Annotated in this window: 27 protein-coding genes and 1 riboswitch; of the genes, 22 read left to right on the top strand and 5 right to left on the bottom strand. The window is 49.4% G+C overall.

The features are described 5' to 3' along the window. Nucleotides 1–69 precede the first annotated feature (69 nt). Nucleotides 70–1179: a glycerol dehydrogenase gene (locus tag KNP93_RS05095; protein ID WP_131502904.1), complete on the top strand. Its 1110-nt coding sequence runs from the start codon at nt 70–72 to the stop codon at nt 1177–1179. A 93-nt stretch (nt 1180–1272) separates the two neighbouring features. On the opposite strand, the gene KNP93_RS05090 is transcribed toward KNP93_RS05095, so the two are convergent. The 3 genes from KNP93_RS05090 to KNP93_RS05080 form a co-directional block, all read right to left on the bottom strand. Further along, a complete protein-coding gene (locus KNP93_RS05090) occupies nt 1273–2199 on the bottom strand; it encodes a cation diffusion facilitator family transporter (protein ID WP_214853708.1) in 927 nt (308 codons plus the stop codon). Nucleotides 2200–2396: 197 nt separating this feature from the next. Then, nucleotides 2397–3326, bottom strand: coding sequence for a peptidoglycan DD-metalloendopeptidase family protein (locus KNP93_RS05085; RefSeq protein ID WP_131502902.1), 930 nt, complete (start codon nt 3324–3326; stop codon nt 2397–2399). A gap of 388 nt (nt 3327–3714) precedes the next feature. Continuing rightward, complete coding sequence (locus tag KNP93_RS05080; RefSeq protein WP_131502901.1) at nt 3715–4449, bottom strand: peptidoglycan DD-metalloendopeptidase family protein; 735 nt, start codon at nt 4447–4449, stop codon at nt 3715–3717. Nucleotides 4450–4783: 334 nt separating this feature from the next. Here KNP93_RS05080 and KNP93_RS05075 point away from each other — a divergent pair, with 334 nt between their 5' ends. The 8 genes from KNP93_RS05075 (at nt 4784) to KNP93_RS05040 (ending at nt 9997) form a co-directional block, all read left to right on the top strand. Beyond that, nucleotides 4784–5245, top strand: coding sequence for an NUDIX hydrolase (locus tag KNP93_RS05075; RefSeq protein WP_251138672.1), 462 nt, complete (start codon nt 4784–4786; stop codon nt 5243–5245). Nucleotides 5246–5395: 150 nt separating this feature from the next. Next, on the top strand, nt 5396–6271 hold the full coding sequence (locus tag KNP93_RS05070; RefSeq protein ID WP_012370087.1) for an SDR family oxidoreductase: 876 nt from the start codon (nt 5396–5398) through the stop codon (nt 6269–6271). A 13-nt stretch (nt 6272–6284) separates the two neighbouring features. Continuing rightward, nucleotides 6285–6473, top strand: a complete 189-nt coding sequence (locus KNP93_RS05065) for a hypothetical protein (RefSeq protein ID WP_131502899.1) — start codon at nt 6285–6287, stop codon at nt 6471–6473. A 131-nt stretch (nt 6474–6604) separates the two neighbouring features. Then, on the top strand, nt 6605–6895 hold the full coding sequence (locus tag KNP93_RS05060; protein WP_131502898.1) for a hypothetical protein: 291 nt from the start codon (nt 6605–6607) through the stop codon (nt 6893–6895). Nucleotides 6896–7041: 146 nt separating this feature from the next. Beyond that, the gene (locus tag KNP93_RS05055) at nt 7042–7422 is read left to right on the top strand and encodes a GntR family transcriptional regulator (protein WP_012370090.1); all 381 of its coding nucleotides are present in this window, start codon (nt 7042–7044) and stop codon (nt 7420–7422) included. Then, entirely contained in the window at nt 7415–8095 is a 681-nt protein-coding gene (locus tag KNP93_RS05050) for an ATP-binding cassette domain-containing protein (RefSeq protein ID WP_131502897.1), read from the top strand. Before KNP93_RS05055 ends, KNP93_RS05050 begins: the two co-directional genes overlap by 8 nt. Beyond that, nucleotides 8092–8904, top strand: coding sequence for a hypothetical protein (locus tag KNP93_RS05045; RefSeq protein WP_214853696.1), 813 nt, complete (start codon nt 8092–8094; stop codon nt 8902–8904). Before KNP93_RS05050 ends, KNP93_RS05045 begins: the two co-directional genes overlap by 4 nt. Before the next feature lie 10 nt (nt 8905–8914). After that, entirely contained in the window at nt 8915–9997 is a 1083-nt protein-coding gene (locus KNP93_RS05040; protein ID WP_214853694.1) for a hypothetical protein, read from the top strand. A 72-nt stretch (nt 9998–10069) separates the two neighbouring features. Here the strand turns inward: KNP93_RS05040 and KNP93_RS05035 are convergent, their stop codons facing one another. Together KNP93_RS05035 and KNP93_RS05030 are read right to left on the bottom strand one after the other, a co-directional pair. Further along, nucleotides 10070–10567, bottom strand: coding sequence for a C40 family peptidase (locus KNP93_RS05035; protein ID WP_214853692.1), 498 nt, complete (start codon nt 10565–10567; stop codon nt 10070–10072). A gap of 186 nt (nt 10568–10753) precedes the next feature. Further along, a complete protein-coding gene (locus KNP93_RS05030; protein ID WP_214853691.1) occupies nt 10754–11941 on the bottom strand; it encodes an MFS transporter in 1188 nt (395 codons plus the stop codon). A gap of 204 nt (nt 11942–12145) precedes the next feature. On the opposite strand from KNP93_RS05030, the gene KNP93_RS05025 reads away from it, so the two are divergent. The 13 genes from KNP93_RS05025 to KNP93_RS04965 all read left to right on the top strand — a co-directional run bounded on the left by KNP93_RS05025 (nt 12146) and on the right by KNP93_RS04965 (nt 24278). After that, nucleotides 12146–12571 (top strand): OsmC family protein, encoded by a 426-nt coding sequence (locus tag KNP93_RS05025; RefSeq protein ID WP_131973033.1) that lies wholly within the window; start codon nt 12146–12148, stop codon nt 12569–12571. Continuing rightward, nucleotides 12568–13806 (top strand): beta-N-acetylhexosaminidase, encoded by a 1239-nt coding sequence (gene nagZ, locus KNP93_RS05020; RefSeq protein ID WP_214853688.1) that lies wholly within the window; start codon nt 12568–12570, stop codon nt 13804–13806. The genes KNP93_RS05025 and nagZ overlap by 4 nt, the downstream gene beginning before the upstream one ends. 59 nt (nt 13807–13865) lie before the next feature. Continuing rightward, a riboswitch (TPP riboswitch) is annotated at nt 13866–13968 on the top strand. A gap of 90 nt (nt 13969–14058) precedes the next feature. Next, nucleotides 14059–14655: a thiamine phosphate synthase gene (locus KNP93_RS05015; RefSeq protein WP_214853686.1), complete on the top strand. Its 597-nt coding sequence runs from the start codon at nt 14059–14061 to the stop codon at nt 14653–14655. Continuing rightward, the gene (locus tag KNP93_RS05010; protein WP_214853683.1) at nt 14652–15641 is read left to right on the top strand and encodes an NAD(P)/FAD-dependent oxidoreductase; all 990 of its coding nucleotides are present in this window, start codon (nt 14652–14654) and stop codon (nt 15639–15641) included. The genes KNP93_RS05015 and KNP93_RS05010 overlap by 4 nt, the downstream gene beginning before the upstream one ends. Further along, a complete protein-coding gene (thiS, locus tag KNP93_RS05005; RefSeq protein ID WP_131973029.1) occupies nt 15638–15841 on the top strand; it encodes a sulfur carrier protein ThiS in 204 nt (67 codons plus the stop codon). The genes KNP93_RS05010 and thiS overlap by 4 nt, the downstream gene beginning before the upstream one ends. A gap of 1 nt (nt 15842) precedes the next feature. Then, the gene (locus KNP93_RS05000) at nt 15843–16610 is read left to right on the top strand and encodes a thiazole synthase (protein WP_131973028.1); all 768 of its coding nucleotides are present in this window, start codon (nt 15843–15845) and stop codon (nt 16608–16610) included. Further along, entirely contained in the window at nt 16607–17635 is a 1029-nt protein-coding gene (locus tag KNP93_RS04995; protein WP_214853680.1) for a ThiF family adenylyltransferase, read from the top strand. The genes KNP93_RS05000 and KNP93_RS04995 overlap by 4 nt, the downstream gene beginning before the upstream one ends. A gap of 108 nt (nt 17636–17743) precedes the next feature. Then, a complete protein-coding gene (locus KNP93_RS04990) occupies nt 17744–18133 on the top strand; it encodes a hypothetical protein (RefSeq protein WP_131502886.1) in 390 nt (129 codons plus the stop codon). 82 nt (nt 18134–18215) lie between these two features. Continuing rightward, a complete protein-coding gene (locus tag KNP93_RS04985) occupies nt 18216–18422 on the top strand; it encodes a helix-hairpin-helix domain-containing protein (protein ID WP_131973025.1) in 207 nt (68 codons plus the stop codon). Nucleotides 18423–18568: 146 nt separating this feature from the next. Further along, nucleotides 18569–19690, top strand: a complete 1122-nt coding sequence (locus KNP93_RS04980; protein WP_214853678.1) for an exonuclease SbcCD subunit D — start codon at nt 18569–18571, stop codon at nt 19688–19690. Continuing rightward, a complete protein-coding gene (locus KNP93_RS04975; RefSeq protein ID WP_214853675.1) occupies nt 19672–22680 on the top strand; it encodes an SbcC/MukB-like Walker B domain-containing protein in 3009 nt (1002 codons plus the stop codon). Before KNP93_RS04980 ends, KNP93_RS04975 begins: the two co-directional genes overlap by 19 nt. 10 nt (nt 22681–22690) lie before the next feature. Beyond that, nucleotides 22691–23482, top strand: a complete 792-nt coding sequence (locus KNP93_RS04970) for an AAC(3) family N-acetyltransferase (RefSeq protein ID WP_214853672.1) — start codon at nt 22691–22693, stop codon at nt 23480–23482. 58 nt (nt 23483–23540) lie between these two features. Beyond that, nucleotides 23541–24278, top strand: coding sequence for a Bax inhibitor-1/YccA family protein (locus tag KNP93_RS04965; protein ID WP_012370108.1), 738 nt, complete (start codon nt 23541–23543; stop codon nt 24276–24278). The last annotated feature ends 137 nt before the right edge of the window (nt 24279–24415 follow it).

Below are 24415 nucleotides of genomic sequence, written 5' to 3'. Positions count from 1 at the left end.
GGCGAAAAGGAAAGCAATATAATGTAAGTCATTGTTGATGGTCTCATTGAAAAAGAAAGGATGTTGAACATGTCAGAACGTGTTTTCATTAGTCCGGCAAAGTACGTCCAAGGAAAAAATGTCATTGATCGGCTTGGTACATACGTGAGCCCGATTGGTGATGTGGCCCTCGTCATCGCGGATGATGTCGTTTGGGGGATTGTCGAGGAACGTGTCCAAGCTTCATTTTCAACTGAAGGAATCAAAATCGAAAAAGCGGATTTCAGCGGAGAAGCCTCAAAACATGAGGTCGAACGGATTGCGACGCAAGCGAAAGACGCCGGTGTCAAGTTCGTCATGGGTGTAGGCGGCGGGAAAACGCTGGATACAGCCAAAGCCGTCTCCGACGAACTGCATCTGCCGGTTGTCATCGTGCCGACCATCGCTTCGACCGACGCACCGACGAGCGCGCTGTCGGTCATCTATTCTGAAGACGGGATTTTTGAGAGTTACCGTTTTTACAACAAAAATCCGGATCTCGTCCTGGTCGACACGAAGTTGATCTCGGAAGCACCGGCCCGCTTCTTTGCCTCAGGTATCGCCGACGCACTGGCAACTTGGGTCGAAGTACGGAGTGTCATTGCCTTCGGCGGATCGACGATGGCCGGCGGACGGCCGACGATTGCGGCGGAAGCGATCGCGAAACGCTGCGAGGAAGTCCTGTTTGAGCACGGACGCCTCGCCTATGAGTCGGTCCAGGCAAAGGTCGTTACGCCGGCCCTCGAAGCCGTCGTCGAAGCGAACACCTTGCTCAGTGGTCTTGGTTTTGAGAGCGGTGGTCTTGCGGCAGCACACGCCATTCATAACGGTTTCACGGCACTCAATGGGGACATTCACCATTTGACGCATGGAGAGAAAGTTGCGTTCGGGACGCTCGTGCAACTGGCGCTGGAAGAACATCCGCAGGAAGAAATCGAACGATATATCGCTTTTTATATGGACCTTGGTCTGCCGGTCACACTGGAAGACGTTAAACTGAAAGATGCCTCACGGGAAGACATATTAAAAGTCGGACAGGCGGCAACAGCAGAAGGGGAGACGATTCACAGCGGTTTTGATGTCACGGCCGATGAAGTGGCGGATGCAATCATTGCAGCGGACCGCTATTCGAAAGCGTATCAGGCAAAGTTAAAGAACTGACGATACGTTGTATGGACAGTAAGTAAAAAAGACGATGCCCCATTAAAGGGAAGCATCGTCTTTTACTCTTTTAATTTAGAAGAACAGCCAACCTTAGTGAACGTGCGGCTTTTGTTCACCGTGACAGTATAGTTGATCTTCATGGTCATGTTGCGCGGTCTCGACTTGAATCGTCGCATGGGTGATACCGGCATGTTTTAGGTCGTGATCGAGTTGTTCACGGATTGACTCCGATTCGCGGACGGTCATATCGTCTTTGACGACGACGTGGCAGGATAACGCATTGTAACCGCTCGTAATCGACCAAATATGAAGATCATGCAGACCGAGGATCGCTTCATTTGTCTGAATCGTCGAAACTACTTGATCGATGTTGACATCGCTCGGTGTTCCTTCCATCAGGACGTGGACGGCGGCTTTCGTTACGTAATAGCCGCTGCGCAAAACGAGGATGGCGACGATGATACTTGCGAGCGGATCTGCCCAGCCCCAGCCGAAGAACATGATCAACAGGGCGGCAACGATGGCACCGATCGAGCCGAGCATGTCACTTAAGACATGCAAGTAGGCACCACGCATGTTCAGATTGTCTTCATGTCCACCGCCGCGCGTCATGATCCAAGCTACAAGCAGATTCACAAGAAGTCCGAGTATACTGATGATCAACATCCCGGTCGTTGCGACAGCCGGTGGATTAACAAAGCGTTGTACGGCTTCGACAAAAATATAAAGCGAAATACCGATCAGTGCGACGCCGTTGAAAATCGCCGCGAGAATTTCGAACCGCTTTGAGCCGAACGTCTTATTCGCATCCGGTTTCTGGGTCGAAAAGTGAAAGGCGGCGAGCGCAATCGCAAGCGAAATCGAGTCACTCAGCATATGTCCGGCGTCCGATAACAAAGCCAGACTGTTCGTCCAAAATCCGCCGATCACCTCGACAATCATAAACAGCGTGATGATCATGAAGGACAGAAGCAATACTTTTTTATTGTCGGTGTGATGATCATGATTATGCGGCATAATAATACCTCCTGATACATTCAAATGTCTATTTGAATTATAGAATGCGAAACGTCTGTGGTCAATCGACGTATGTTTCATTTCCCACTGATAGAAGAGAATGAAACGCGATCATTGGACGTTATACGGTTGTATGAGACATCTGAAAAAACAAAACATCCCCTTACTTCATGAGAAATAAGGGGATGTTCGAGTTGTTACAGGTAGTTCAACGGATTGACGCTGCTTGCCGCCGATGTCGCACTGTAGACGTATGTTCCGCGATGCAGTTCAAAATGAAGATGCGTTCCGAACGCATTTCCTGTTTGACCGACCGTACCGAGAAGCTGTCCTTTTGAGACCGATTGTCCGACTGAGACCGATCGGCTGTTCATGTGGGCATAGAGACTCGTGAAGGAAGCGCCGTCGATCGAATGCTTGACCATGACATAATTGCCGTACGCACCTTTTAATTGAGAAGTGATGACTTTCCCGGCTGCCGTCGCATAAACCGGTGTGCCTTTCGGGGCACCGTAATCGATTCCGTTATGGAACGTATAGCCGTAGACACCGCTTGCTTGACCATATCCTTGCGTGATCGGTCCACTGGTCGGCGTGATGAAATCGTTTGAGGCTTTTGTTGCCCCACCCGAATTGGTTAAGCTCGTGACCGTATATTTTTTGACGTAATCGGCATGGACAAATCGTTTGTTACCGTTATATAAGAATTTAATCCAGTCTCCCGTCCGACCGAGGTAACGGAAGGTTTGTCCGCTGTTGACGGTCCCGACCTGGGAACTGCTTGTGGACGAACTGCTTCTAACGCGGAGATTATCGACCATGATTTTGATTTTATATGATGTCGTGACAGAATATTTTTTGACATATGTAGAAGAGACGTAGACTTTACGTGATCCGTACAGAATTTTTGTCCAATTTCCGGTCCGGCCCAAGTATTTGTATGTATCGCCTTTATCAAGACCTGTGATGATGCCGTATGTCGTCGCGGGACCGGTGCGGGCACGCAATCCGTCGTTCATGACTTTAACCTTATAAAACGTTGCCGCATCAGCTTTTGGAACGGCATATGTCGAGAAACCAGCGATGGCGATAGCAGATACCGTCAGCGTAGTAAGTAATTTTTTCAAATCAGTAAATCCTCCTTTAAATCTGTCGGACTGAATCCGTATGTGGGTGAAGCAATATGTAAGTTTATTTTATGAATTTCTCAGATGAGTGTACCATTAGTAAAAATGTTTAAATATTACAATATTATTTCTATAATGTTTCGATATTTTATATTATAGAGGACAGAAAATCTATTTTACCTTAATTTAGGAATTTTAATTCTTATTGATTTTTCTGTAAAAGTCAGATTTTTATTGATTAGACAACGATTTTTAAAAGGTGTCAGGAAATCAGAACAATCAGTATGTTATGATGAATTTTCCAATAATTAGAATGAATTTATTTCAAAGGACTTATTTTCAAAAAGGTTTAAAAAAATGGACACTCGTAAAAGAGTGTCCGAAGTAATCATAAAACGCTGAGCGGATTGATCGTGTTGACTGCTGAAGTTCCGCTGTAGATGTAACCGCCGCGGTGCAGTTCGAAGTGAAGGTGTGAACCGGTTGAGTTTCCGGTGCTGCCGACATTTCCGATTTTTGAGCCTTTTGCGACTGATTGGCCGGTGTAGACGGAACGTTTGCTGAGATGAGCATAAACACTTGTGTAGGTTGAACCGTTCACTTTATGTTTCATCATGACATAGTTGCCGTAGGCGCCTTGATAACCTGATTTAATGACTCTGCCGGAAGCAGTCGCACGGACCGTTTTCCCTGTGGCTGCTGCGATGTCGATGCCGTTATGGAACGTATATCCGTAGCGGCCGCTCGCTTTTCCGTATCCTTGAGAAATGCGTCCGCTTGTCGGACGGAGGAAACCTGTCGAGTGGGAAGCTTTTTTGGCTGTTGCCTTTTTCCCGATGCTATATCGTTTTACATAACTGGAATAGACGTACCGTTTTTTACCGCCGTACGAAATTTTTGTCCACTTGCCTTTTTTACCATAGTATTTAAAAGTTTTTCCGGCATTGACACCGCCGACGATTTTATATTTTGTGGAAGGACCGGTCCGGACACGTAATCCATCGGCCATGACTTTGACTTTGTAAGAAGAAGAGCTTGCAGCCTCGACCTTACCTGTACCCGTGCTAGCAAATCCTGAAACGACGAGTGCGCTCATCGTGACGGTTGTTAAAATACGTTTCATGTAGTAGTTCCTCCTGATGTGAAAACAATTGACGGTCGATGAGTTGTGACAGATCGCATCTGTCTATAAGTTGTAGGCTGTATATGAATACTGCGTCGAAGTAGTGAATTTGATAAACCGAGTATAGCATCGAGTGTTTTGAAAATAATATTTCAGTTTGATTGCTTAAATATAGGTAATTAATATGTATTGTAATATATCGATAGGAATGATTCTGAAATACCGTCATACCAGGGAAAATTTTATTACAGGGTATGAGTTTTATGACATAATCCGGAATATGTGAAAATGTGATAAAGTATGGGTCGATAGCGAATTGGAGGAGAAGATGAAGATGGATATCAAGTTTACAGTAGGGCAACAACGCTTTAACCACCGGGCAGCGGGAGTCATTATTAAAGACGGACATCTGTTGATTCACCGGAATGTCCGGGATGAGTTTTGGGCATTGCCGGGCGGAAGGATTCAATTGATGGAGAACGGGGAGGCGGCAATCGTCCGGGAAATCAAAGAAGAACTCGGATTAAAGGCCGAGGTCACACGCTTTTTATCCGTTCATGAAAACTTTTTTACATATGAAGACGTGTCTTTTCATGAAGTCGGCTTTTATTATGAAGTAACTATTTTGGGTGATATGGCGGTCACGACCGAAGAATTTTTCGGAGTGGAAGGCGAAGAATTGATTTATCGATATGTTCCAATCGAACAATTAGAGACAGTGAAGCTGTATCCTGAAAAATTGATGAAAATGATTCAGTCTGGTGAATGGTCGCCATTATTTTCAAATGAAGAATGACTGTGTTACGTTTCTTCTCCTCATATAGAAGAAACGAACTAAAAAAAAACGATAATTTTTATCGTTTTTTTTTAGTTAGACGTTTATTGATATATGGCAAGGGAATGTTAATGAAGGTAGTCATTAAATAGTGAAAAGGGGTTGGGTCATATGCGCGAAGAAGAATTGGAGCAGATGCATCAACAAGCACGGGGACAAACACAGGATCAGCAACCGGGAATCGAAGCGGAAATGCATCCTGAACCGGTGTACGACGACCCGGAATACGTCGGATCAGGTAAGTTAAAAGGCAAAGTGGCGTTGGTGACAGGCGGAGACAGCGGTATTGGGCGTGCCGTCGCGATTGCCTATGCCAAAGAGGGCGCAAACGTCGCCATCGTGTACTTAAATGAGGGACGGGATGCAGAAAAAACGAAACAATTGATTGAAGGGTATGGTGTCAAGGCACTGGCGCTTGCGAAAGATGTCAGTCAACCGGAGAACGCCCAACCGATCATTGATCAGGTCATTCAAGAGTTTGGTCAATTGAATATCCTGGTCAACAATGCCGGAAAACAGTTCCCGCAAGACGATTTCTTGGCAATCACACCGGATCAGTTAAAAGAGACGTTCGAAACGAATCTCTTTTCAATGTTTTATCTGACGCAGGCTGCGTTACCGCATTTGAACAAGGAAGATTCGATCATCAATACATCGTCCGTCACGGCGTATCGCGGGGCACCATCACTGATCGATTACTCGGCAACCAAAGGGGCAATCACGACGTTGACGCGTTCGCTGGCGTCAAACTTGATTGAAAAAGGGATTCGCGTCAATGCCGTTGCACCCGGTCCGATTTGGACGCCGCTCATCCCGGCAACGTTCACAAAAGAAAAGGTGGAAGCACACGGGGAAGACACACCGATGAAACGACGCGGCCAACCGTCGGAAAACGCACCGGCGTATGTCTACCTGGCGTCACGCGACTCCAGTTACGTCACCGGTCAAACGATTCATATCAACGGCGGCGATTACATTACATCATAAGGAGGAACTCATCATGAAGAAAAATCCGAATGAAGTGCCGGAACACGAACCGAATCAACAACCGGACGAGATTCCGACGACACCTCCGTCAGAAATTCCGGAGACACCGCAGGAAGATCCAATCCGTCAACCGGAGCCAGACACGTTTCCGGAACCAACGGAAATTCCGGATACACCGCAAGAAGATCCGAATCCTTACTAAACCGATGCAACTGATTTCGGAAATAGTCCGGAATCAGTTTTTTTGTCGGAAAAGTAAAAATATGCATTTTAATGGGAACCTTTACATAAAATGATACGTATAAAAAAGTATACAAAAAGGGGGAGTCACATATGCAATTTCTGTTAGCACTGGTAGCAGTAGGGGCAGCGTTTTGGTTTTTCTTCAGTTACTTACTCGGATTCCGAAATAAAAACATCACGATGACTTTTGACGACCGATTTTATGCACTCGAGGATCACGTCAAAGCAATCGAAGAAAAGTTGAAGCAGGACGGGAAACTTGTGGAGTACCTAGGGAACCGTCGCTTTTTGGTCAACGGAAAACGGTACCTGTTTGTCGAACGTACAGTACCGATGTCGGGGATTCCGGTTCAACAGACGATTTTGGAATATCAAAAGTAATGGAACTCAAGATGTTGTCTCTATTTTAGAGACAGCATCTTTTTTTTGGAAAGTAATTGACAGCCAACTGTATTACCCGTATGATACAGAAAGAAAGTGTATTACTGTTTTAATACAATGAACGGAAGAAGGAGGTCAAGGACCTGATGCAATTTGACCAAAGAAGCCCGGTGTATCTTCAAGTCGTCCGTTGGTTCAAGGAACAAATCGCAACGGAAGAACTGAAGTGCGGACAGGAAATCCCATCGCGCCGGGAAATCGCCGCGCAGCTGGGAATCAATCCAAATACAGCGCAGAAAGCCTATAAAGAGATGGAGGAACAAAATTTGATCACGACAGAACGAAACGTCCCGAGTAAAATCACGATGGATCAGGAAATCGTCAAAAAAGTCCGGACGGAGATGCTCGATGAAGCCGTCGCCCAGTTCATCGAGGCCGTCCAAGCGATTCAGATTCCGCTTGGTGAAGTCGTCACGAAAGTCGAAACCGTCTATCAATCAACGGAACGGAGGAAGGTCGATGCTTGAAGTCCATGGCTTAAAAAAACGATACGGTCGGAAAAAACCGATTCTTGAAGGTGTCTCCTTTTCGGTGCGTCCGGACAGCATCACCTGTCTGATCGGCTTAAACGGGGAAGGGAAATCAACGATCTTAAAAGCGATCATGGGACTTGTCCCGGTTGATGCCGGAACCGTCCTCGTCGATGGCGAAGTCTCACGTGACAAAATTGCCTTCGTTCCAGACCTGCAGACGATGCCCGGCTATATGACGATCGGGGATGCTCTTCTTTACATGGGCGACTATTATCCGGACTGGAATCCAAAGGTCGCCGAAGAGCTGATGGGGTTGTTCAAGTTACTGACGACCGACAAAATTTTGGAATTGTCAAAAGGAAATCAGGCGAAGTTCAGTCTCGTGCTTGGTTTTGCACTCGACCGTCCGTATTTGTTACTCGACGAACCGTTTGCCGGAATCGATTTATTTACGAAGGAACAGATTGCCTGGATCTTTTCGAGTCATTACATGGAAGGACGCGGCATCCTGATGACGACACATGAAATCATCGAAATCGAACACTTGATTGACCGGGTTGTCTTTTTGCAGGACGGTCGGATCATCGATGAACACGATACAGAAGAGATGCGTGAAGTATACGGAAAATCGGTCCAGGACCGGATGCGGGAGGTTTATCAGCGATGAAACAGTACCTGATGTTAACGAACGAAGAGTTAAAACGAAGCTGGAAAATGATTATATCTATCATCCTCGCGATGGCGGGTATTGAAATCCTGACCGTCGTCGGACGGGTCATCTATCATGAACGTCAGGTGCAGGAGTATATGAGTTACGCCAAAGTAAGCGAATCCGATGCTATCCGCACGATTGAAAAGTTATCGTTTGAACAAGCTAGCTCGTATTTCAGCTATATTATCTTGATCGGAGTAGCTCTTGTGTTGCTGTATGCCGTCCAGATTTGGTACCGGGACTGGCTTGGAGAGTCCAAGTACATATACCGTTTACTGTTGTTACCGGGCAACCGGGCAAAAATCTTTTTTGCTAAATTTACCTCGCTGGCTCTTGTCATCATTAGTTTCATTGGTTTGCAGTGGGTAGTCATTCAGCTCAGTTTTGTCATATTCAACTGGATGATTAAGGATGACTACCGTGCAACTTCTACTCTTGGGTTGTCTCGGACTTTAAAACAGTTATATACGATGAATCTGTCAGACGTACTCGTCATTGTAACGCTTGCCCTGTTTATCATCAGCTTTTTGTTTATGCTCGTGCTGTTGGAACGGTCGTATCGCAAAGTAAAAGGATTGTTGTTCATCGTGCTTGAAGTCATTGCGCTTGTCGTGATCATGATGGGCGGTATGTACGTCATTGAAACGCTCGATATCTTTTTGTCACAGGAAATATCTGCAATCATGATAGCGCTTTTTGTTTTCTACTTTATTTATACGATTTGGAAAAGCCTGCGCTTGTTAAAATGGAAAATTTCGGTCTGAGGAGGACGTCATGCGAAAATTTAAATTTGTACTTATATTGGCAGTCGTCAGCTTCCTGACGCTTGGAATCTATACTCTGTTTATTCGTTCGATTGATGAATCTGACTTTATTGTGGAGACGGTCAAAGGCGATCCCAAACAACCGGCTGTCAGGTCTATTCAAGCAGAATTAATTGATCAAGGATTAAGAAAAATTGATTACACCGTCGGATTAGACGGTCGTGTTCAAAAAACAACGGATAGTTTGATTAAAGGATTGTTTGAAAGTCCATTTGATGAAAAAAATGCACCGGATAACTTCCGGCGCTTCATGCATTCTGATCAAGTGAATACATTTGAACAGGAAGATATAACATATGCAATCGGTACGTCGGACAATAACAAATGGGAATTGCAGTATTGGGAAGACGGTAAACAACGTATTGTCAAAAAAATTTTTCCGGCACCTGTTGAAGCTCGGAAGTTAAACGAAGCCCAAATCAGTCCGTATAAAAAAATTGGGGACAGTTTATTATATGTCATCGTCTACGATCCGCAAACCGGAGTCGACACGCAGTTGTACAAAATCGATTTAAAAGACGATACCATTCAAAAAATCAATTTACCTGTTACTCCTAAAGGTGATGTTTCACTAATAGGGATTCACAACGAAACAATTGTCTATTCTACAACGGAAAGTATAGATGGAACCGATATGACAGAAGATAAGCTATATGTAAGCAACGGAAAGACAACACAACGTATAAAAGGCTTAAAATCATTTAGCAATGGGGAAACGGAACTCAGTGCAGACGGATCTAAATTGATTGCATTTGAGCGTGAAATGGGTGATTTCAACTGGACTGTGTATGACATAAAAACAAAGCAAGTAGAAAAACATTCAATGAATATCCCGTTAGTGACGGATGAGTTTGGATTGGGTGAGTATACTACGCTTAAGGATGGTTTGATTTATACGGCGAACCGATTGGATGATGGGATATACAACGTTCGTCTCATCGATCCCGTATTAGACCGTACCTTGTATGAAGGTAATATTAAGGACAAACTAAAACGAGCAGAAACTACGCTCAATGAACTTGTCTTGAACTAACGAACAACTTTAATAACTCCAAAAAAACGCAATCTGAAACTCTCAAGGAGTTCCGGATTGCGTTTTTTAATCTTACTGATACGATTTGATGATGATGTCCTGTTTCGCGTAGTAACTCCACGTCAGGTCCTGAGATTCGACCTTTTTCGTTGTCACGGCAACGAATTTATTTTTACCGGTATAGATTCCGACGAAGTTCGGTGCTTTCGCCTTTTTCGCCTGGACGAACAATAGGTCACCCGGGACGGCTTTTTTGAGTGTGACGGTTTTGAGTGGCATTGCGGCTTGTTTCGCAATCGTCCGTTCGAGTTTCAGATCACTTTTTTGATACACATATTGCGTGAAGCCGGACGCGTCAAATCCTTTTGTTGTTGTGCCACCTTCTTTATACGGAGTCCCAATCAGTGATGTAGCAAGTTTCGCAATCGCGGCTTTCTTTTTAGCGAGTGCTTTTTCCGATAATGGTTTTGGTGTCTCGGCTTTAGTCGGTGTTGCAGCAAATGTCGCGATCGGACTGACCGTCGCTGTCAATAAGAGAGCTGTTAATGGAAGGGCATAATACGATTTCATAATAAAATCTCCTTTTACGTAAATGGGATGAAAAACTATCTTTACCGTATCATGCCGAATGGAAAATAAAGCAACAAATCAGGTACGTTCACCTAACAGTCTTGTAAGGTTCGGTCTGAGTCTCCGGTACAAAAAGACGCCTGTTCCAAGCTCCTCACGAGAGGACACTCTGGAAACAGGCGTTTTTTAAGAACGTTGATCGAGCCGGTGACTGACGGCTGTCAACGCGGCGGCGAGTAAGGCGACGACACCGCCGACAAGGGCGATGTTCATCATCGGACCATTCGCATAGACGAGACCGCCGAGTGCGGAACCGAAGGCAATCCCGACGTTACTTGCGACCGGCATCAGCGAAGCAGCAAGCCCTTTCGCTTCCGGATTAAACTTTTCTGCCAGGTCGATCAGATAAATTTGCGTCGACGTCGTCAATAAAATCGACATCAAGGACATCAAGGCAATGTTGATCAGGCCAAGCGATACCGACGCTGTCGTCACGTATAGAGCAGCGAGGACGATTGCCTGAACGATGAAGACGAACCGGAGACGGCCAATCGGATTCCGACTGGCGATTTTACCGGCCAAGATGTTACTGAAGATCGAGACGACACCGTAAGCGAGTAAAATCGGACTGATCCAGGCCGACGGCAAATTCAGTTCCAACTCAAGCACGGGCACGAGATACGTATAGACGACGTATGTCGCACCGAATCCGAACGACGGAATGAAAAAGGCGATCATGATCCGTGGATTGGCGAGTAAACTGAGCTGCTCGCGGATCGAGCCGGACGATTCCGATTGCTGGACCGGAACGACTTTCAAGACAGCAAGCAGAGCGACGACACCAAGACTGCTCGTCAGCCAAAACGTGGCGGCGTAACCGGCATGTTGTCCGATGAATGTACCGATCGGCACACCGAGGACGTTTGCCATCGTGAATCCACCAAAGATGAAGGAGACAGCGACGCCGCGTTTCGCGATCGGCACACTGTCGCTTGCGACGACCATTGCCAGTGAAATCAGGACACCCGTCAGCACAGCCGTCACGATTCGTGACAACAGCAACAGTTCATAATTCGGTGCAATCCCGCTGCAGATATTTAAAATGATCCAGACGAAAATCAGACTGAGCATTAACTTCCGCCGTTCGAGGTGTCCGGTCAAGGACATCGTAATCGGTGTTCCGATGGCGAAGGCGATCGCAAAGGCGGAGACGAGTGTCCCGGCTTTCGCAATTGTGATGTTCAGACCGTCCGCAATTTCAGATAAAATACCGACGATGACGAATTCGCTTGTTCCAAGGACAAACGTCAACATGGATAACGTCGCGATTAACAGCCAGTCGGCTTGACTCAAACGAGTCGATGATGATGACATATACAATTCCCCACTTCTGGCGCCTGTGCGCAAAAAAACTATCGTTTATCAGAATAGCATGATTTAAGAAGGGCGGAAACCGGATTTACCTGACCCGGAAAAAGAAGCATTATTGTGAATAGACAGTCAATTTCACTTGTCATTGATTCGGGTATACTAACAGAGTAGGAAACATCACCTAAATCAGAAAAGGACGTGATCTTGATGCAAGCAACAGTCACTTGGAATCAAAAGATGGGCTTCAGCGGGGAAACCGAATCCGGACATCACTTAGCGATGGATGCGGCACCGGAAAACGGCGGGGACAATCAAGCACCCCGGCCGACGGAGCTCTTGCTTCATGCCGTTGCCGGCTGTACCGGCATCGATATCGTCTCGATTTTAGAAAAGATGCGCTTGACGCTGACGTCATTTGAAATGGATATCGAAGGCGAACGGGCGGATGATCATCCCCGGCGTTTCACGACGATCTCGATTCATTACCGGCTCGAAGGTGATTTACCGGACGATAAAGTCCGCCGGGCGATTGCCTTATCAAAAGACAAATACTGCTCGGTCTCGCAATCGCTGAACGCGGAGATTGAAGTTTATTACTCGATCAACGGCGTCCGGAACGAGGAACCGATTTGAAGCGGATTGTTACTGTTCTGTTGGCAAGTATCCTCCTCGCCGGTTGTTCTGACGAGCCGGCACAACCGGTCGAACCGCAACCGAAGCCGGCGAAGAAAACGAAGCCGCCGCAACCGGACCGGCCTTCTGCCGCTGAACGGGCGGAAAAACAACTGAAAGAGACCATTTCGAAGATGTCGACAGCGGAAAAAGTTGATCAGTTGCTGTACATCGGCGTGACGGGAACAGCTCTGACGCAAGCGGACCGTCAATTACTGCAGAATCATGCACTCGGTGGTGTCTTGCTGCTTGGCGGCAATATCACCTCGACCGATCAATTGAAAACCTTTACGACAGCAATTACTAAAGCGCAAACGACGGACGAAAAAGCGTTCCTCGGTTTTGATGAAGAAGGTGGACGCGTCAGCCGGGTCCCGGATGCGCAACTGAAATTATCACCGAGCCTGTCGTTCGGTCAGAAAAATGATCCTGCTTTGATGAAGGAAGTCGGACGGACGCTCGGTTTGATTTCCCGTTTTTACGGCTTTAATATGGACTTCGCTCCCGTCCTTGACGTCAACAGCAATCCGGCGAATCCGATCATTGGTGACCGATCGCTCAGTGCGGATCCGCAACAGGTCGCAAGGCTTGGTGTCCCGTTGATGCAGGGGGTGAAAGAAGAAGACGTCGTTCCGGTCGTCAAACATTTTCCGGGACACGGCGATACGACCGTCGATTCCCATGTCGGTCTGCCGCGGGTCGATGCGACGAAAGCGGAACTCGAACAGATGGAACTCGTCCCGTTCAAACGGGCGATTAAAGAAGGGGCCGAAATGGTGATGGTCGCGCATATTCTGTTCCCGTCCCTCGACAAATCCCGTCCGTCTTCGTTGTCAAAACCGGTCATGTCCGGTATCTTACGGGATGAACTGAAGTTTGACGGGGTCATCATCACGGATGATCTGGTGATGGGCGCGATTACGGAACGATACGGGCTGGCCCAGGCCGCAAGTCTTGCGCTTGAGAGCGGTGCCGACATGGCGATGTTTTCCTCACCCGGTGCGTACGCGTCCGTTCATAAGGAAATCATGGCACGGATTAAACAAGGTAAATTGTCGAGAGCAGATCTGGATCAGAAGGTCATGCGGGTCTTACACTTAAAACAAACGTATGACTTGTCGCAAACGAAACGTGTCGACGAATACCAACGCTTGATTGAGCAGGTCAAAGCGGTCGAATCGGACATGCGACACTAATCAAGGGTAGAACAAATCGGACTACCCGTGGTAAACTACAGGCGTACCACACAAATCAATATCTACACTAGGGGAGTCTCGCAGCAGACTGAGACGGAAGTATCCGGACCCTTTGAACCTGATCTAGTTCGTACTAGCGGAGGGAAGTGGATTCCGATCATTCATAGAGGATGCGACGACTGTCGCCCTTTTTTGTAGGACCACTCCATCAGTTCATGGGGTGGTCCTTTTTCGTGTGGAAAGGGGGAAATGATGAGCCAGTTACATCTGATGACAACCGGCAAGCGGCATCCGGACATACTCGAACATCTGTTGCCGAAACTCGCACTATCCGTCGACCGGATTCATCTGCGGGAGCCGTTATGGTCAGCGAAGGAACTGGTCGTGTGCATCGAAACACTCGTGCGACGAGGCGTAAAGACAGAGCAATTAATTGTCCATGACCGGCTGGACGTGGCAGTCGTCACCGGCACCGGAGTTCAGCTGACAACACGCAGCATTCCGGTCGACCTCGTCCGTCACCGTTTTCCGGAACTGGTGATCGGTCAATCGGTTCACTCGTTAACGGAAGCGATAGCGGCGGAACAAGCCGGTGCTGATTACGTCCTGTACGGCCATATTTTTGAGACGGGATCAAAACCGGGTGTACCGCCCCGGGGACTCGACGCCTTGAAACAAGTTGTCGACTGGACATCGATTCCTGTCATTGCAATTGGTGGCATTACACCGGACAATCTGCCGGATATCCTGGCGACCGGCTGCGCAGGCGGGGCCGTCTTGTCGGGCATTCTCGGTCAGGCGTCTCCGGTCGAAGCAGCCAACCGATTCCGGGCGGTGATGCAACGATGACACGCCCGGATGTTTTAATCATCGGAGCCGGCATCATTGGTTTGACGCTCGGCTATGAGCTCCTGCAGCGCGGGAAAACCGTTCATTTGCTTGAACAGTCAACTGTCGGTCAGGGAGCGACGCAAGCAGCAGCGGGAATGCTCGCGACAGATGAAGAATTGCTGGCACCGTTACATGAACTGGCCCGGCTGAGCCGGACGCTGTATCCGGAATTCGTGCAACAATTGTTTGACGAGACCGGTCTCGGAAGCGGGTATCTGGAACAACCGTTTCGTATGCAACAGGCGCATCACTGGCGGACGTTTGATTCGGTCGGACAGGTTGATCCGCGGTTGCTTGCACAAGCATTACGCAGTGCCATCGAACGACGGGGCGGGGTAATCGAAGAGGCAACGGTCGTAGCACGTCTCGTACGGGACGGACAAACGGTGACCGGCGCCGAGACGAACCGGGGGCTACGGGCGGGCAGACAAATTATTGTCGCCGGTGGTCGCGGATCGGAAGAATTGTTACAGACGGTCGGAGTGACGATTAACACACTTCCGGTCAAGGGCGAGTGTCTGTCTGTCCGGCTGACGACCGGACAACTCAATCGGACGCTGTTTGGTGATGCGGTCTATTTAGTCCCGAAAGCAGACGGACGGATCATCATCGGGGCGACGGAACGGGTTGGTGATGAATCAACGACCGTCAGTCTGAACAGTATTCGTTTGTTATTGAATGCAGCAGTAAAGCTCTATCCGCCGCTTACAGAGGCCGTGTTCGTGGAAGCTTGGTCCGGTGTTCGACCGCAAACCGGGGACGGTCTGCCGTATCTCGGAGCAGTGGACGGAATCGATGGGTTGTTCGTCGCGTCAGGCCATCACCGGCATGGCATCTTACTGGCCCCTGCGACGGCCAACGTCTTGGCCGATTGTCTCATGGGGCAAACGCCAAGAGTGGCACTGGATGGTTTTAACAGCCGACGACAGGAGGAAAGCAGATGACTATCCGATTGAATGGAAAAAACTATGCTTTGACAGAGGAAATCAAGACGTTACACGACTTGTTAGAAAAACTGGAGATTCAGGGACAGGTCGTCATCATCGAACAAAATCATCAAATCATCGACCGGTCGAGCTATCCGGATACGGACGTTACGTCCGGAGATGTCATTGAAATCGTTCATTTTGTAGGAGGCGGATAACATGTTAGAAATTGGCGGAAAAACATTTGCATCACGATTGTTACTGGGGACAGGAAAATATTCGGATAATGAGAAGCAACAGCAAGCGGTCGAAGCATCGGAAACAAACATTTTAACGTTTTCCGTCCGACGTCTCGACGTCTTTGCAAAGGAACAGAACGATCCGCTCGCAGCGCTTGACTTAAGCTGCTATGATCTCTTGCCGAACACTGCGGGTGCGAAGACGGCGGAGGAAGCGGTCCGCCTTGCCCGCCTTGCCCGGGCCTCAGGGATGTGCGATATGGTCAAGGTCGAGGTAATCGGTTGTGACAAGACGTTGTTGCCGGATCCGATTGAAACATTACGAGCAGCAGAGGAATTAATCAAGGATGGCTTCATCGTCTTGCCGTATACATCAGACGATTTGTTGCTTGCACGTCGGCTCGAAGAACTCGGCTGTCATGCGATTATGCCGGCAGCATCACCAATCGGTTCCGGACAGGGCATCTTAAATCCGCTCGCGCTCAGCTTCATCATCGAACAAATGTCAGTACCGGTCATCGTCGACGCCGGCATCGGTTCACCGGCTGACGCGGCGTACGCGATGGAGCTCGGAGCTGATGGTGTCCTATTGAATTCAGCCGTCGCGCATGCGAAAGACCCGGTCAAGATGGCACGTGCAATGAAGCTTGCGGTTGAAGCGGGACGACTCGGCTTTGAAGCAGGACGGATTGAGAAAAAACGGTATGCGACGGCGAGCAGTCCGACGACCGGGATCAGTCGCCCATGATGGACCGGTATAGCCGACAAATCCGCTTTCGTCCAATCGGACAGGAGGGGCAGGATCAACTGGGACAGCGGCACGTCGTCATCGTCGGTCTCGGTGCACTCGGGACAGCGAGTGCGGAACAGCTTGTCCGGTCAGGAATCGGACGAGTGACTCTGATCGACCGGGATTACGTCGAGTGGAGCAATTTACAACGGCAACAACTCTATACGGAACAGGATGTCAGGAACCATTTGCCAAAGGCGGTTGCGGCGAAACGCCGGCTCGGTGCCGTCAATTCGACGGTGACGATCGAGGCGATTGTCGAAGATGTGACGGCAATGAATATTACACGGCTTGTCGGACAAGCAGATTTGCTTGTGGATGGGACCGATAACTTCGTTGTCCGGATGCTGATCAATGATGTTGCGGCAAAATTTCGGATTCCTTGGATTTACGGTGCATGTGTCGGCAGTTACGGCATGACCTATACGATCCGTCCGGGACAGACCCCTTGTCTGCATTGTTTGCTCAATCATTTGCCGAAACAGCAGGAGACATGTGATACGTCAGGCGTCATCAGTCCGGTCGTCCAGCTGGTTGCGGCGCATCAAGTGACGGAAGCATTAAAATACTTGACCGGAGCGGAAGCTGCATTACGGCAGACGGTGCTATCATTTGATGTCTGGAACAATCAACAGAGCCAAATCAATGTTGTGTCCTTAAAACAATCTTCTTGTCCGTCCTGCGGCGATGACCCCGTCTATCCGTACCTCAATGCTCAGCCACTTCACTTCGTTACATTATGCGGCCGGGATACCGTTCAAATCCGCGGGGAAGGGACCCGTGATTTAATCCGGCTTGAACAGGAGATGAGTGGCCGTGGGATTAGCTGTCTACGCAATCCGTATCTGTTGATGTTCGAGACGGAACAACATCGGATTACCGCCTTTGCCGATGGGCGAATCCTGCTTCACGGCGAAGCGGATCTTGCGCAAGCGAAACGGATTTACGAGACCTATTTCGAAGGGACGTTCACAAAAAAATAAAACATTTTTTTGAATACATGTTTTAGATGTTTAAAAAAGAGGTAAATAAGACTTCAGACGTAAGTCGGAGATTTTTGGTGAAATTGAATGTGAAGAGGAGTGATTACGATGAAACAAGAATTCGATCAATCGATCCAGTCATTGGATCAGACGAAGCGGACAGACCATGCAGCTGAAGCCGTTCAGCAAGCGAATTGGAATCCAGACCGGTATCGGACGAACCTGAATCCGTTCTATCTGTCACCTTGCAGCGTCGAACGCCGGGAAGACCGTCAACAGGAAGTTGACCGGATTGTCGAAGTCGAGCCTACATCCTCCCCTCTCCAACAGTTATTCGAGCAGAAGCAGGAAGAACATATAACAGCAATTGAACCAGGTTCTGCGAAAAATCCCGGAGGAAAATTTACGACCGGGATTGTCGTCGGGGCAATCATCGGAGGGTCCGTGTCTATCTTCACGTCGGTCAAACGATTTCGTCAAAAGCGCCACACCCACTGAAGATGACAAATAAGCCGTCCGAAAAACCGCCTTCCAGCTAAACAGGAAGGCGGTTTTTGTCTATTGTCAGGAGGAAGCTATAATGAATTCAGACAAACCTGAGGCGAATCCTTTTGAGCTTCTCGCAAAGCCGGCACAACGGGCCCTGAGTGAACACGGCGTGACATCATTGGAATTGTTAGCGATGTATCATGAACATGATATTCTGCAGTGGCACGGAATCGGACCTTCTTCGATACCGAAGTTAAAACAGTTGCTTGGTGAACGTGGACTGACCTTTAAAACATGATGCATCATAAAACCCATTGCTTGACCGGGAGACTATCGGTCAAGCAATGGGTTTTACTTGGTTTGGAATCGGTCAGATCATCGTCAGAACCATTCAAGTCATGCTAAAATAAGGATATTATAGAGGAAAAGTGAGCGTGATGAGAGATGAAATGGATTCATACTGCCGATTGGCATTTAGGAAAAATCGTTCATGGCGAATCGATGCTCGACAATCAGCGGGCTGTTCTCCAGGAATTTCTACAATTGCTTGACCGGGAACAGCCGGACGCGGTCATCATTGCCGGTGATCTGTATGACCGTGCCGTCCCGCCGACGGAAGCGGTCGAACTGCTTGATACGGTGTTAGCCGACATTGTTCTGGAACGGAAGATTCCGGTCGTCGCGATCAGCGGCAACCATGATTCAGCGGAACGGCTGAGTTTCGGTACACCGTTATTACAACGGGCGGGTCTTCACCTGGCAGGTAAATTGACGGAGGCGATCGAACCGGTTCAGATCAACGGCGTCCGTTTTTATCCGGTGCCGTTCGCAGATCCGGCGACCGTCCGCTATGTCTATCAGGATGAAACAATCCGGACGCATGATGACGCGATGCGAAAAATCATCGGAACGCTGGACATCGATGGACCAAGTGTCCTCGTTGGGCATGCCTTTGTCATCGGCGGGCTGGAGACCGATTCCGAACGCCAATTGTCGGTCGGGACCGCGGGACAGGTCAGCGCCAGTGCGTTTGCTCCGTTTACGTATACGGCACTCGGTCATCTGCATAATCCGCTTGCGATCAAGTCGGAGACGATCCGCTACAGCGGTTCACTGTTGAAGTATTCGTTTTCGGAAGCCAGTCACATCAAAGGGGTCGATATCTTGACGTTGAATGACAGCGGGACATTCGACCGGCGGTTTGAACCGTTGCCGGCCAAACGTGATTTACGCGAACTGACCGGCAGTCTCGCTGAACTGACGGCTCCGGCATTTGTCGCGACACAAGCGACGGATGACTATATTAAAATCAACCTGACGGATGCCGAGGCGTTGATCGATCCGATGGGGAAACTGAAAAAACTCTATCCGAACATTCTCCACCTTGAGCGGACCGGCTTCACCCGGGAAAGTACACGCGCGGTCCAGGCGTCACGCGATCAGGTCCAGGCGGCGACGATAACCGATCTGTTCCGTGAATTTTATGAAGCGGTCCGGGAAAAACAACCGACGGATGCGATGCAGACCGTCTTAGAGGAGGAAGCTTCATGCGTCCAGAACGATTGACCTTACGTGCGTTCGGACCGTTTGCCGACGAACAGACGATTGATTTCCGGGAACTCGGCGGACGGACGATGTTCGTCATCTCGGGGAATACCGGTGCCGGAAAAACGACGATTTTTGATGCGTTGACGTTTGCTTTATACGGCGAGACGTCAGGCGGAGAACGGGAAATGAGCGATTTGCGCAGTCATTTTGCGAAACCGGAAGACAAGACGGAAGTTGAACTCGAATTTCTGTTAAAAGGCGAGCGTTACCGGATTATCCGGCAACCGAGTCAGCCGCATCCGGTTAATAAAACGGATTACGGACATGAGGCGGAACTGGCCCGGCATGACGGGACGGCTTGGAAGCCGCTTGCATTGAAGATTCCGGAAATCCGTCAACAGGTACAGGAACTGTTGCAACTCGACCACAAACAGTTTTCGCAAATCCTGCTACTCCCGCAAAACAAGTTCCGCGAACTGCTGATGGCGGAATCAAAAGACAAGTTACAAATCCTCAAACAGTTATTTAAGACGGAGCATTACGGGGAATTTCAACAACGGCTGCACCGGAAAGCACTGGATCTCGCGGCGGCGATCAAAGAAACGAAAACGAAGCAGCTTGCGAAACTCGAAGAATTACCGCTTGACCTCAACTGGTCGGAAGCGACGGAAACAACGATCCGTCACGAGACTGATACATTACTTGCGACTCTCGATGAAAAAATCGGGCAGGCAAAAGTGGCGGAACAGACGGGCCGTCAAACGCTCGAACAATTGACGGAACGGTTGCGTCAGGCGGAACAACTCGAGCAGACATTCATCGAGTACGATCAATTACTGCAACTTGAGCAACAGCTTGCCTTGACGTTGCCGGAAACGACACGTCAGCAAGAAGAGTATGCTGCCGCGTCCCGGGCAGCAGCCATCCAAGGGGTATACGAAACGTTTCAGTCGGAGGAACAATCAGTCCGGCAATTGGCAGGGACGAAACAAACGGTTCTATCCGAGCTGGAACACTTGCAACAGCAACTCGACCAGGTCAACCGGACCGTTGAGCAATTGACGATGCAGGAACCGGAAATACGCGAGGCGTCACGGCGCCTGGAGCAAATCGGGGAAGAATTGAAACGTCTGCAGGATCAAGAACAGTTAATGCGTCAACAAGACGAGTTACGGCATACTGTTGCTAAGCTGAATCCGGAGGCGTTACGCGATCAGCGGACCCGGCAGCGCAGTGAACGGACCCGGTTGCAGGCAGAAATCGCGACGATGGCCGACGATTCGAGCACCCGTCTGTCCTTGCAGGAACGCCGCTTCGTCCTGCAATCCATCGAACAGAAACACTTAGAATGGCAACGGAATGAAGCGGAACGATTGCGGCTGATCGAGCTCGGGACACGCGTGAAAACGGAGAAAGAACAGGCAGAAAAAATATATACGGCTGGCCGGCAGAATGAACGCCGTCAACTGGCAGCGGAACTTGCGGCACATCTGCATGACGGAGAAGCCTGTCCAGTCTGCGGTAGTGCAACACATCCGCAACTTGCTGTCAAAACGGAACCGCTCGATGTGGAAGCGTTGCATCAGGCCTACTTAACCGCACAATCGGCGCATCAGGAGTTACAAGCGACGTACCGGACGGTCGCGGAACGGAAACGGCAACTCGAACAAGAACTTGCGACACTTGCGGACGGACAACCGGTTTCGACCGACGCTGCCGCGATTCGTTCTGAAATCAACGACTTGAAAAATCAAGAGAGCCGCTTGCAACAGCAACAGGAACGAAAGCAGCAGCTGGAGCAACAGATCCGGACGAGCGAGACGGCATTGGAACAGGCAGACCGACAAATCGAAGAAGAGACAAATCAGCAGTCGAAACTGTTGTTGGAGCTCGCCCGGCTTGAAGGAATACTGAATCAACATCAAGATGCGCCGTCACGCCGTGAGTTGGAAACCGAACAGCAGACACTGGCAAAACGATTGGCAGATTTTGAAACGGCGCGGACAGCAGGACAGACGCAAAAACAACGGCTCGATCAGGAAGTCGCGGTGCGAAGCGGACGTCTTGAGCATGTGGAAGAAGAATTAGCAACACATACGGCAAAGCAGGCGGAAGCCAAACAGGCTTTGGAGCAGAGCCTGAAAGAAGAACGTTTCGAGACGATCGAACAATTCGAACAGGCCCGTCTGACACGCCAGGTGATGGAAATGTTGGCAGAGAGACTTGAAGCGGACCGGCGGAAACGGCAGGATGTCGAAAGTGGTCTTGAGCGGATCCGACAACTGATTCAGCAACAGGATCGTCCGGATCTGACGGCTCTTCGTCCACTCGTCAGACAAGCGGAAATAGAACTGGCCACAGCGACGGATTACCGGATTGGTATCGAAAAAGAACGGTTGCATATCAAACAACTGGTCGATGCCTGGTCGGGTCTTCAGCAACAAATCGAGGCGGAAGATGCACGGTACGGTATCCTCGGTGAGCTGGCACGGGTCGGGGTCGGTGAAAACGCCCAGCGGATGACGTTTGAGACGTATGTCCAAACCGCTTATTTCGATGAAATCCTGCAAGCGGCGAACCGTCACTTGCACGGGATGACATCCGGACGTTTCCTGCTCGAACGGAAGACGGAAGCCGGCAAAGGCTTGAAGAAATATGGTCTCGACTTAAACGTCTTTGACGCCTATACGTCACAGACGCGGCACGTCAAGACGTTGTCCGGCGGGGAAAGCTTTAAGGCATCGCTCGCGTTGGCGCTCGGTTTATCGGAAGTCGTGCAGGAAGCAAGCGGCGGTGTGTCACTCGAGACGATGTTCATCGATGAAGGATTCGGTACACTCGATCCGGAATCGCTTGAACAGGCAATCGAGACCCTGCTTTCCATCCAGGCGAGCGGCCGGATGGTCGGAATCATCAGCCACGTGCAGGAACTGAAATCGCGGGTCGATGCCAAAATTGAAGTGACGCAAGGCAAAACAGGATCGACGATTCGCCTTGTCGTCGAGTAAGGGGTGCGAAATGGAAACAAGACAAATGGTTACGAAATCAAAACTGATTGCCGATTTAAAACAGCTTGGTGTGACGCCCGGTATGAAAGTGTTCGTTCACAGTGCGATGAAACAGATCGGCTGGATTCCCGGTGGAGCACAAGCGCTGATTGAAGCGTTGCAGGAAGTTGTCACGCCGGACGGTCTGATCATGATGGCGGCACAGAGTACGGATAATTCGGATCCGAAAAACTGGAGCCGTCCTGCCGTTCCGGAAGACTGGTGGGAAACGATCCGTCAGGAAATGCCGGCGTACGATCCGGCGAAGACACCAACCCGGAGTATCGGCAAGGTGCCGGAACTGTTCCGGACGTTCCCGGAAGTCAAACGCAGTGCCCACCCGATGTGGTCGGTCACAGCCTGGGGGAAAGAGGCGGAAGCCTTCGTTGCGGGTCATACGATTGATAACGGATTCGGTCCCGGCTCCCCGCTTGAGAAGTTCATCGAAGCGGACGGACAGATTCTGCATATCGGGTCGCCGTGGGATTCGACGACTGTTTGGCATTATGCCGAATACGGAATCGACCGGCCGCTCGAGGAATCGGGATGCAAGATGCGGCAAGGAGATAAAGACGTCTTCATTCGTTATCAGCATCGCATCATCGACAGTGATCCGTTTGGACCGATCGGTGAAGGGATGCTCGACGAACCGTTCGTCACGACAGGGAAAGTCGGACAGGCGACGTCGCACCTTGTTTCAGCCAAAGCTTCGATTCCGGTCGTGATGCTGCAACTGAATGCGTTAAATAGCTGGTTAAGCTGAAACTTTTCCGGGAAACAACCGTAATAGTGAATAGAAAAACAGAAGGAGTGAACGCAAGATGGCAACACGTTTTAAAGTGAATCCAGCCTTACGCCGTGGTTTCGAGACGGCGCGTGCCGGCGAACGGCCGATGACGAAGGCAGGGACGATGAGTAAGATTTTCCTCTTACTTGCACTCGTCACGGCAGCAGCGGGGGGAACCTGGTTCTTTTTAGCCGCTAATCCGCAATTTTTAGTGCCGGCCTTGATCGGTGGAGTCGTCCTCGGATTGATTCTTGCGCTGATCATCACGTTTAAACCACGAACGGCACCGGTACTCTCACCGGTTTATGCAATCGTTGAAGGGGTCGCCGTCGGTGCGATTTCACTGATGTTCGAAAGCATGTACCCGGGACTTGTTGGGAAGGCAGTCCTCGCGACATTCGTCGTGTCGTTTGCGATGTGGTTCGTCTATTCGACGGGCATGATTAAAGTAACACAACGTTTCCGCTCAGCAGTCACGGCAGCGATACTGTCGATTCTCGTCTTGTACGCGGTCAACTTGTTGCTCGCATTGTTTGGTGTCGATCTGCCATTCATGACCGGCAGTTCGCCGCTTGCGATCGGGATTCAGTTCGTCATCGTGATCGTCGCTTCCCTGTCGCTCGTGATGGATTTTGATTTTATCTCGCAACAAGTCCAGGCACGTGCGCCGAAATCGATGGAGTGGGTGGCCGCTTTCGGATTAATCGTCACGATCATCTGGCTCTACATCGAGTTGCTTGATCTGCTGTATCGTTTGGCAGCACGGGATTAATAACGATTTAAAAGGACATTTCCGTCAGACGGAATGTCCTTTTTGGTACGATTGATTGCTAAAAAACAGGTCTGTCCATGATGACAGCCTTGAAAAGAAAAAATATGACGCAGTTAATTGGATTGTCAAATCTAAGG

It is taken from the genome of Exiguobacterium sp. s166, from assembly GCF_018618855.1.
Lineage (GTDB): Bacteria > Bacillota > Bacilli > Exiguobacteriales > Exiguobacteriaceae > Exiguobacterium_A.
This window is presented reverse-complemented; position numbering and strand designations above follow the sequence as displayed.

Coding starts and splice junctions, on each gene's coding strand:
- KNP93_RS05050 (WP_131502897.1), top strand. CDS start 7,415: ATGCTTGAAGTCCATGGCTTAAAAAAACGATACGGTCGGAAAAAACCG.
- KNP93_RS05095 (WP_131502904.1), top strand. CDS start 70: ATGTCAGAACGTGTTTTCATTAGTCCGGCAAAGTACGTCCAAGGAAAA.
- KNP93_RS04980 (WP_214853678.1), top strand. CDS start 18,569: ATGAAATGGATTCATACTGCCGATTGGCATTTAGGAAAAATCGTTCAT.
- KNP93_RS05040 (WP_214853694.1), top strand. CDS start 8,915: ATGCGAAAATTTAAATTTGTACTTATATTGGCAGTCGTCAGCTTCCTG.
- KNP93_RS05070 (WP_012370087.1), top strand. CDS start 5,396: ATGCGCGAAGAAGAATTGGAGCAGATGCATCAACAAGCACGGGGACAA.
- KNP93_RS04990 (WP_131502886.1), top strand. CDS start 17,744: ATGAAACAAGAATTCGATCAATCGATCCAGTCATTGGATCAGACGAAG.
- KNP93_RS04970 (WP_214853672.1), top strand. CDS start 22,691: ATGGAAACAAGACAAATGGTTACGAAATCAAAACTGATTGCCGATTTA.
- KNP93_RS05010 (WP_214853683.1), top strand. CDS start 14,652: ATGACACGCCCGGATGTTTTAATCATCGGAGCCGGCATCATTGGTTTG.
- KNP93_RS04975 (WP_214853675.1), top strand. CDS start 19,672: ATGCGTCCAGAACGATTGACCTTACGTGCGTTCGGACCGTTTGCCGAC.
- KNP93_RS05090 (WP_214853708.1), bottom strand. CDS start 2,199: ATGCCGCATAATCATGATCATCACACCGACAATAAAAAAGTATTGCTT.
- KNP93_RS05055 (WP_012370090.1), top strand. CDS start 7,042: ATGCAATTTGACCAAAGAAGCCCGGTGTATCTTCAAGTCGTCCGTTGG.
- KNP93_RS05075 (WP_251138672.1), top strand. CDS start 4,784: ATGGATATCAAGTTTACAGTAGGGCAACAACGCTTTAACCACCGGGCA.
- KNP93_RS05080 (WP_131502901.1), bottom strand. CDS start 4,449: ATGAAACGTATTTTAACAACCGTCACGATGAGCGCACTCGTCGTTTCA.
- KNP93_RS05015 (WP_214853686.1), top strand. CDS start 14,059: ATGAGCCAGTTACATCTGATGACAACCGGCAAGCGGCATCCGGACATA.
- KNP93_RS05060 (WP_131502898.1), top strand. CDS start 6,605: ATGCAATTTCTGTTAGCACTGGTAGCAGTAGGGGCAGCGTTTTGGTTT.
- KNP93_RS04985 (WP_131973025.1), top strand. CDS start 18,216: ATGAATTCAGACAAACCTGAGGCGAATCCTTTTGAGCTTCTCGCAAAG.
- KNP93_RS05025 (WP_131973033.1), top strand. CDS start 12,146: ATGCAAGCAACAGTCACTTGGAATCAAAAGATGGGCTTCAGCGGGGAA.
- KNP93_RS05035 (WP_214853692.1), bottom strand. CDS start 10,567: ATGAAATCGTATTATGCCCTTCCATTAACAGCTCTCTTATTGACAGCG.
- KNP93_RS05000 (WP_131973028.1), top strand. CDS start 15,843: ATGTTAGAAATTGGCGGAAAAACATTTGCATCACGATTGTTACTGGGG.
- KNP93_RS05065 (WP_131502899.1), top strand. CDS start 6,285: ATGAAGAAAAATCCGAATGAAGTGCCGGAACACGAACCGAATCAACAA.
- thiS (WP_131973029.1), top strand. CDS start 15,638: ATGACTATCCGATTGAATGGAAAAAACTATGCTTTGACAGAGGAAATC.
- KNP93_RS04965 (WP_012370108.1), top strand. CDS start 23,541: ATGGCAACACGTTTTAAAGTGAATCCAGCCTTACGCCGTGGTTTCGAG.
- KNP93_RS05045 (WP_214853696.1), top strand. CDS start 8,092: ATGAAACAGTACCTGATGTTAACGAACGAAGAGTTAAAACGAAGCTGG.
- KNP93_RS04995 (WP_214853680.1), top strand. CDS start 16,607: ATGATGGACCGGTATAGCCGACAAATCCGCTTTCGTCCAATCGGACAG.
- KNP93_RS05030 (WP_214853691.1), bottom strand. CDS start 11,941: ATGTCATCATCATCGACTCGTTTGAGTCAAGCCGACTGGCTGTTAATC.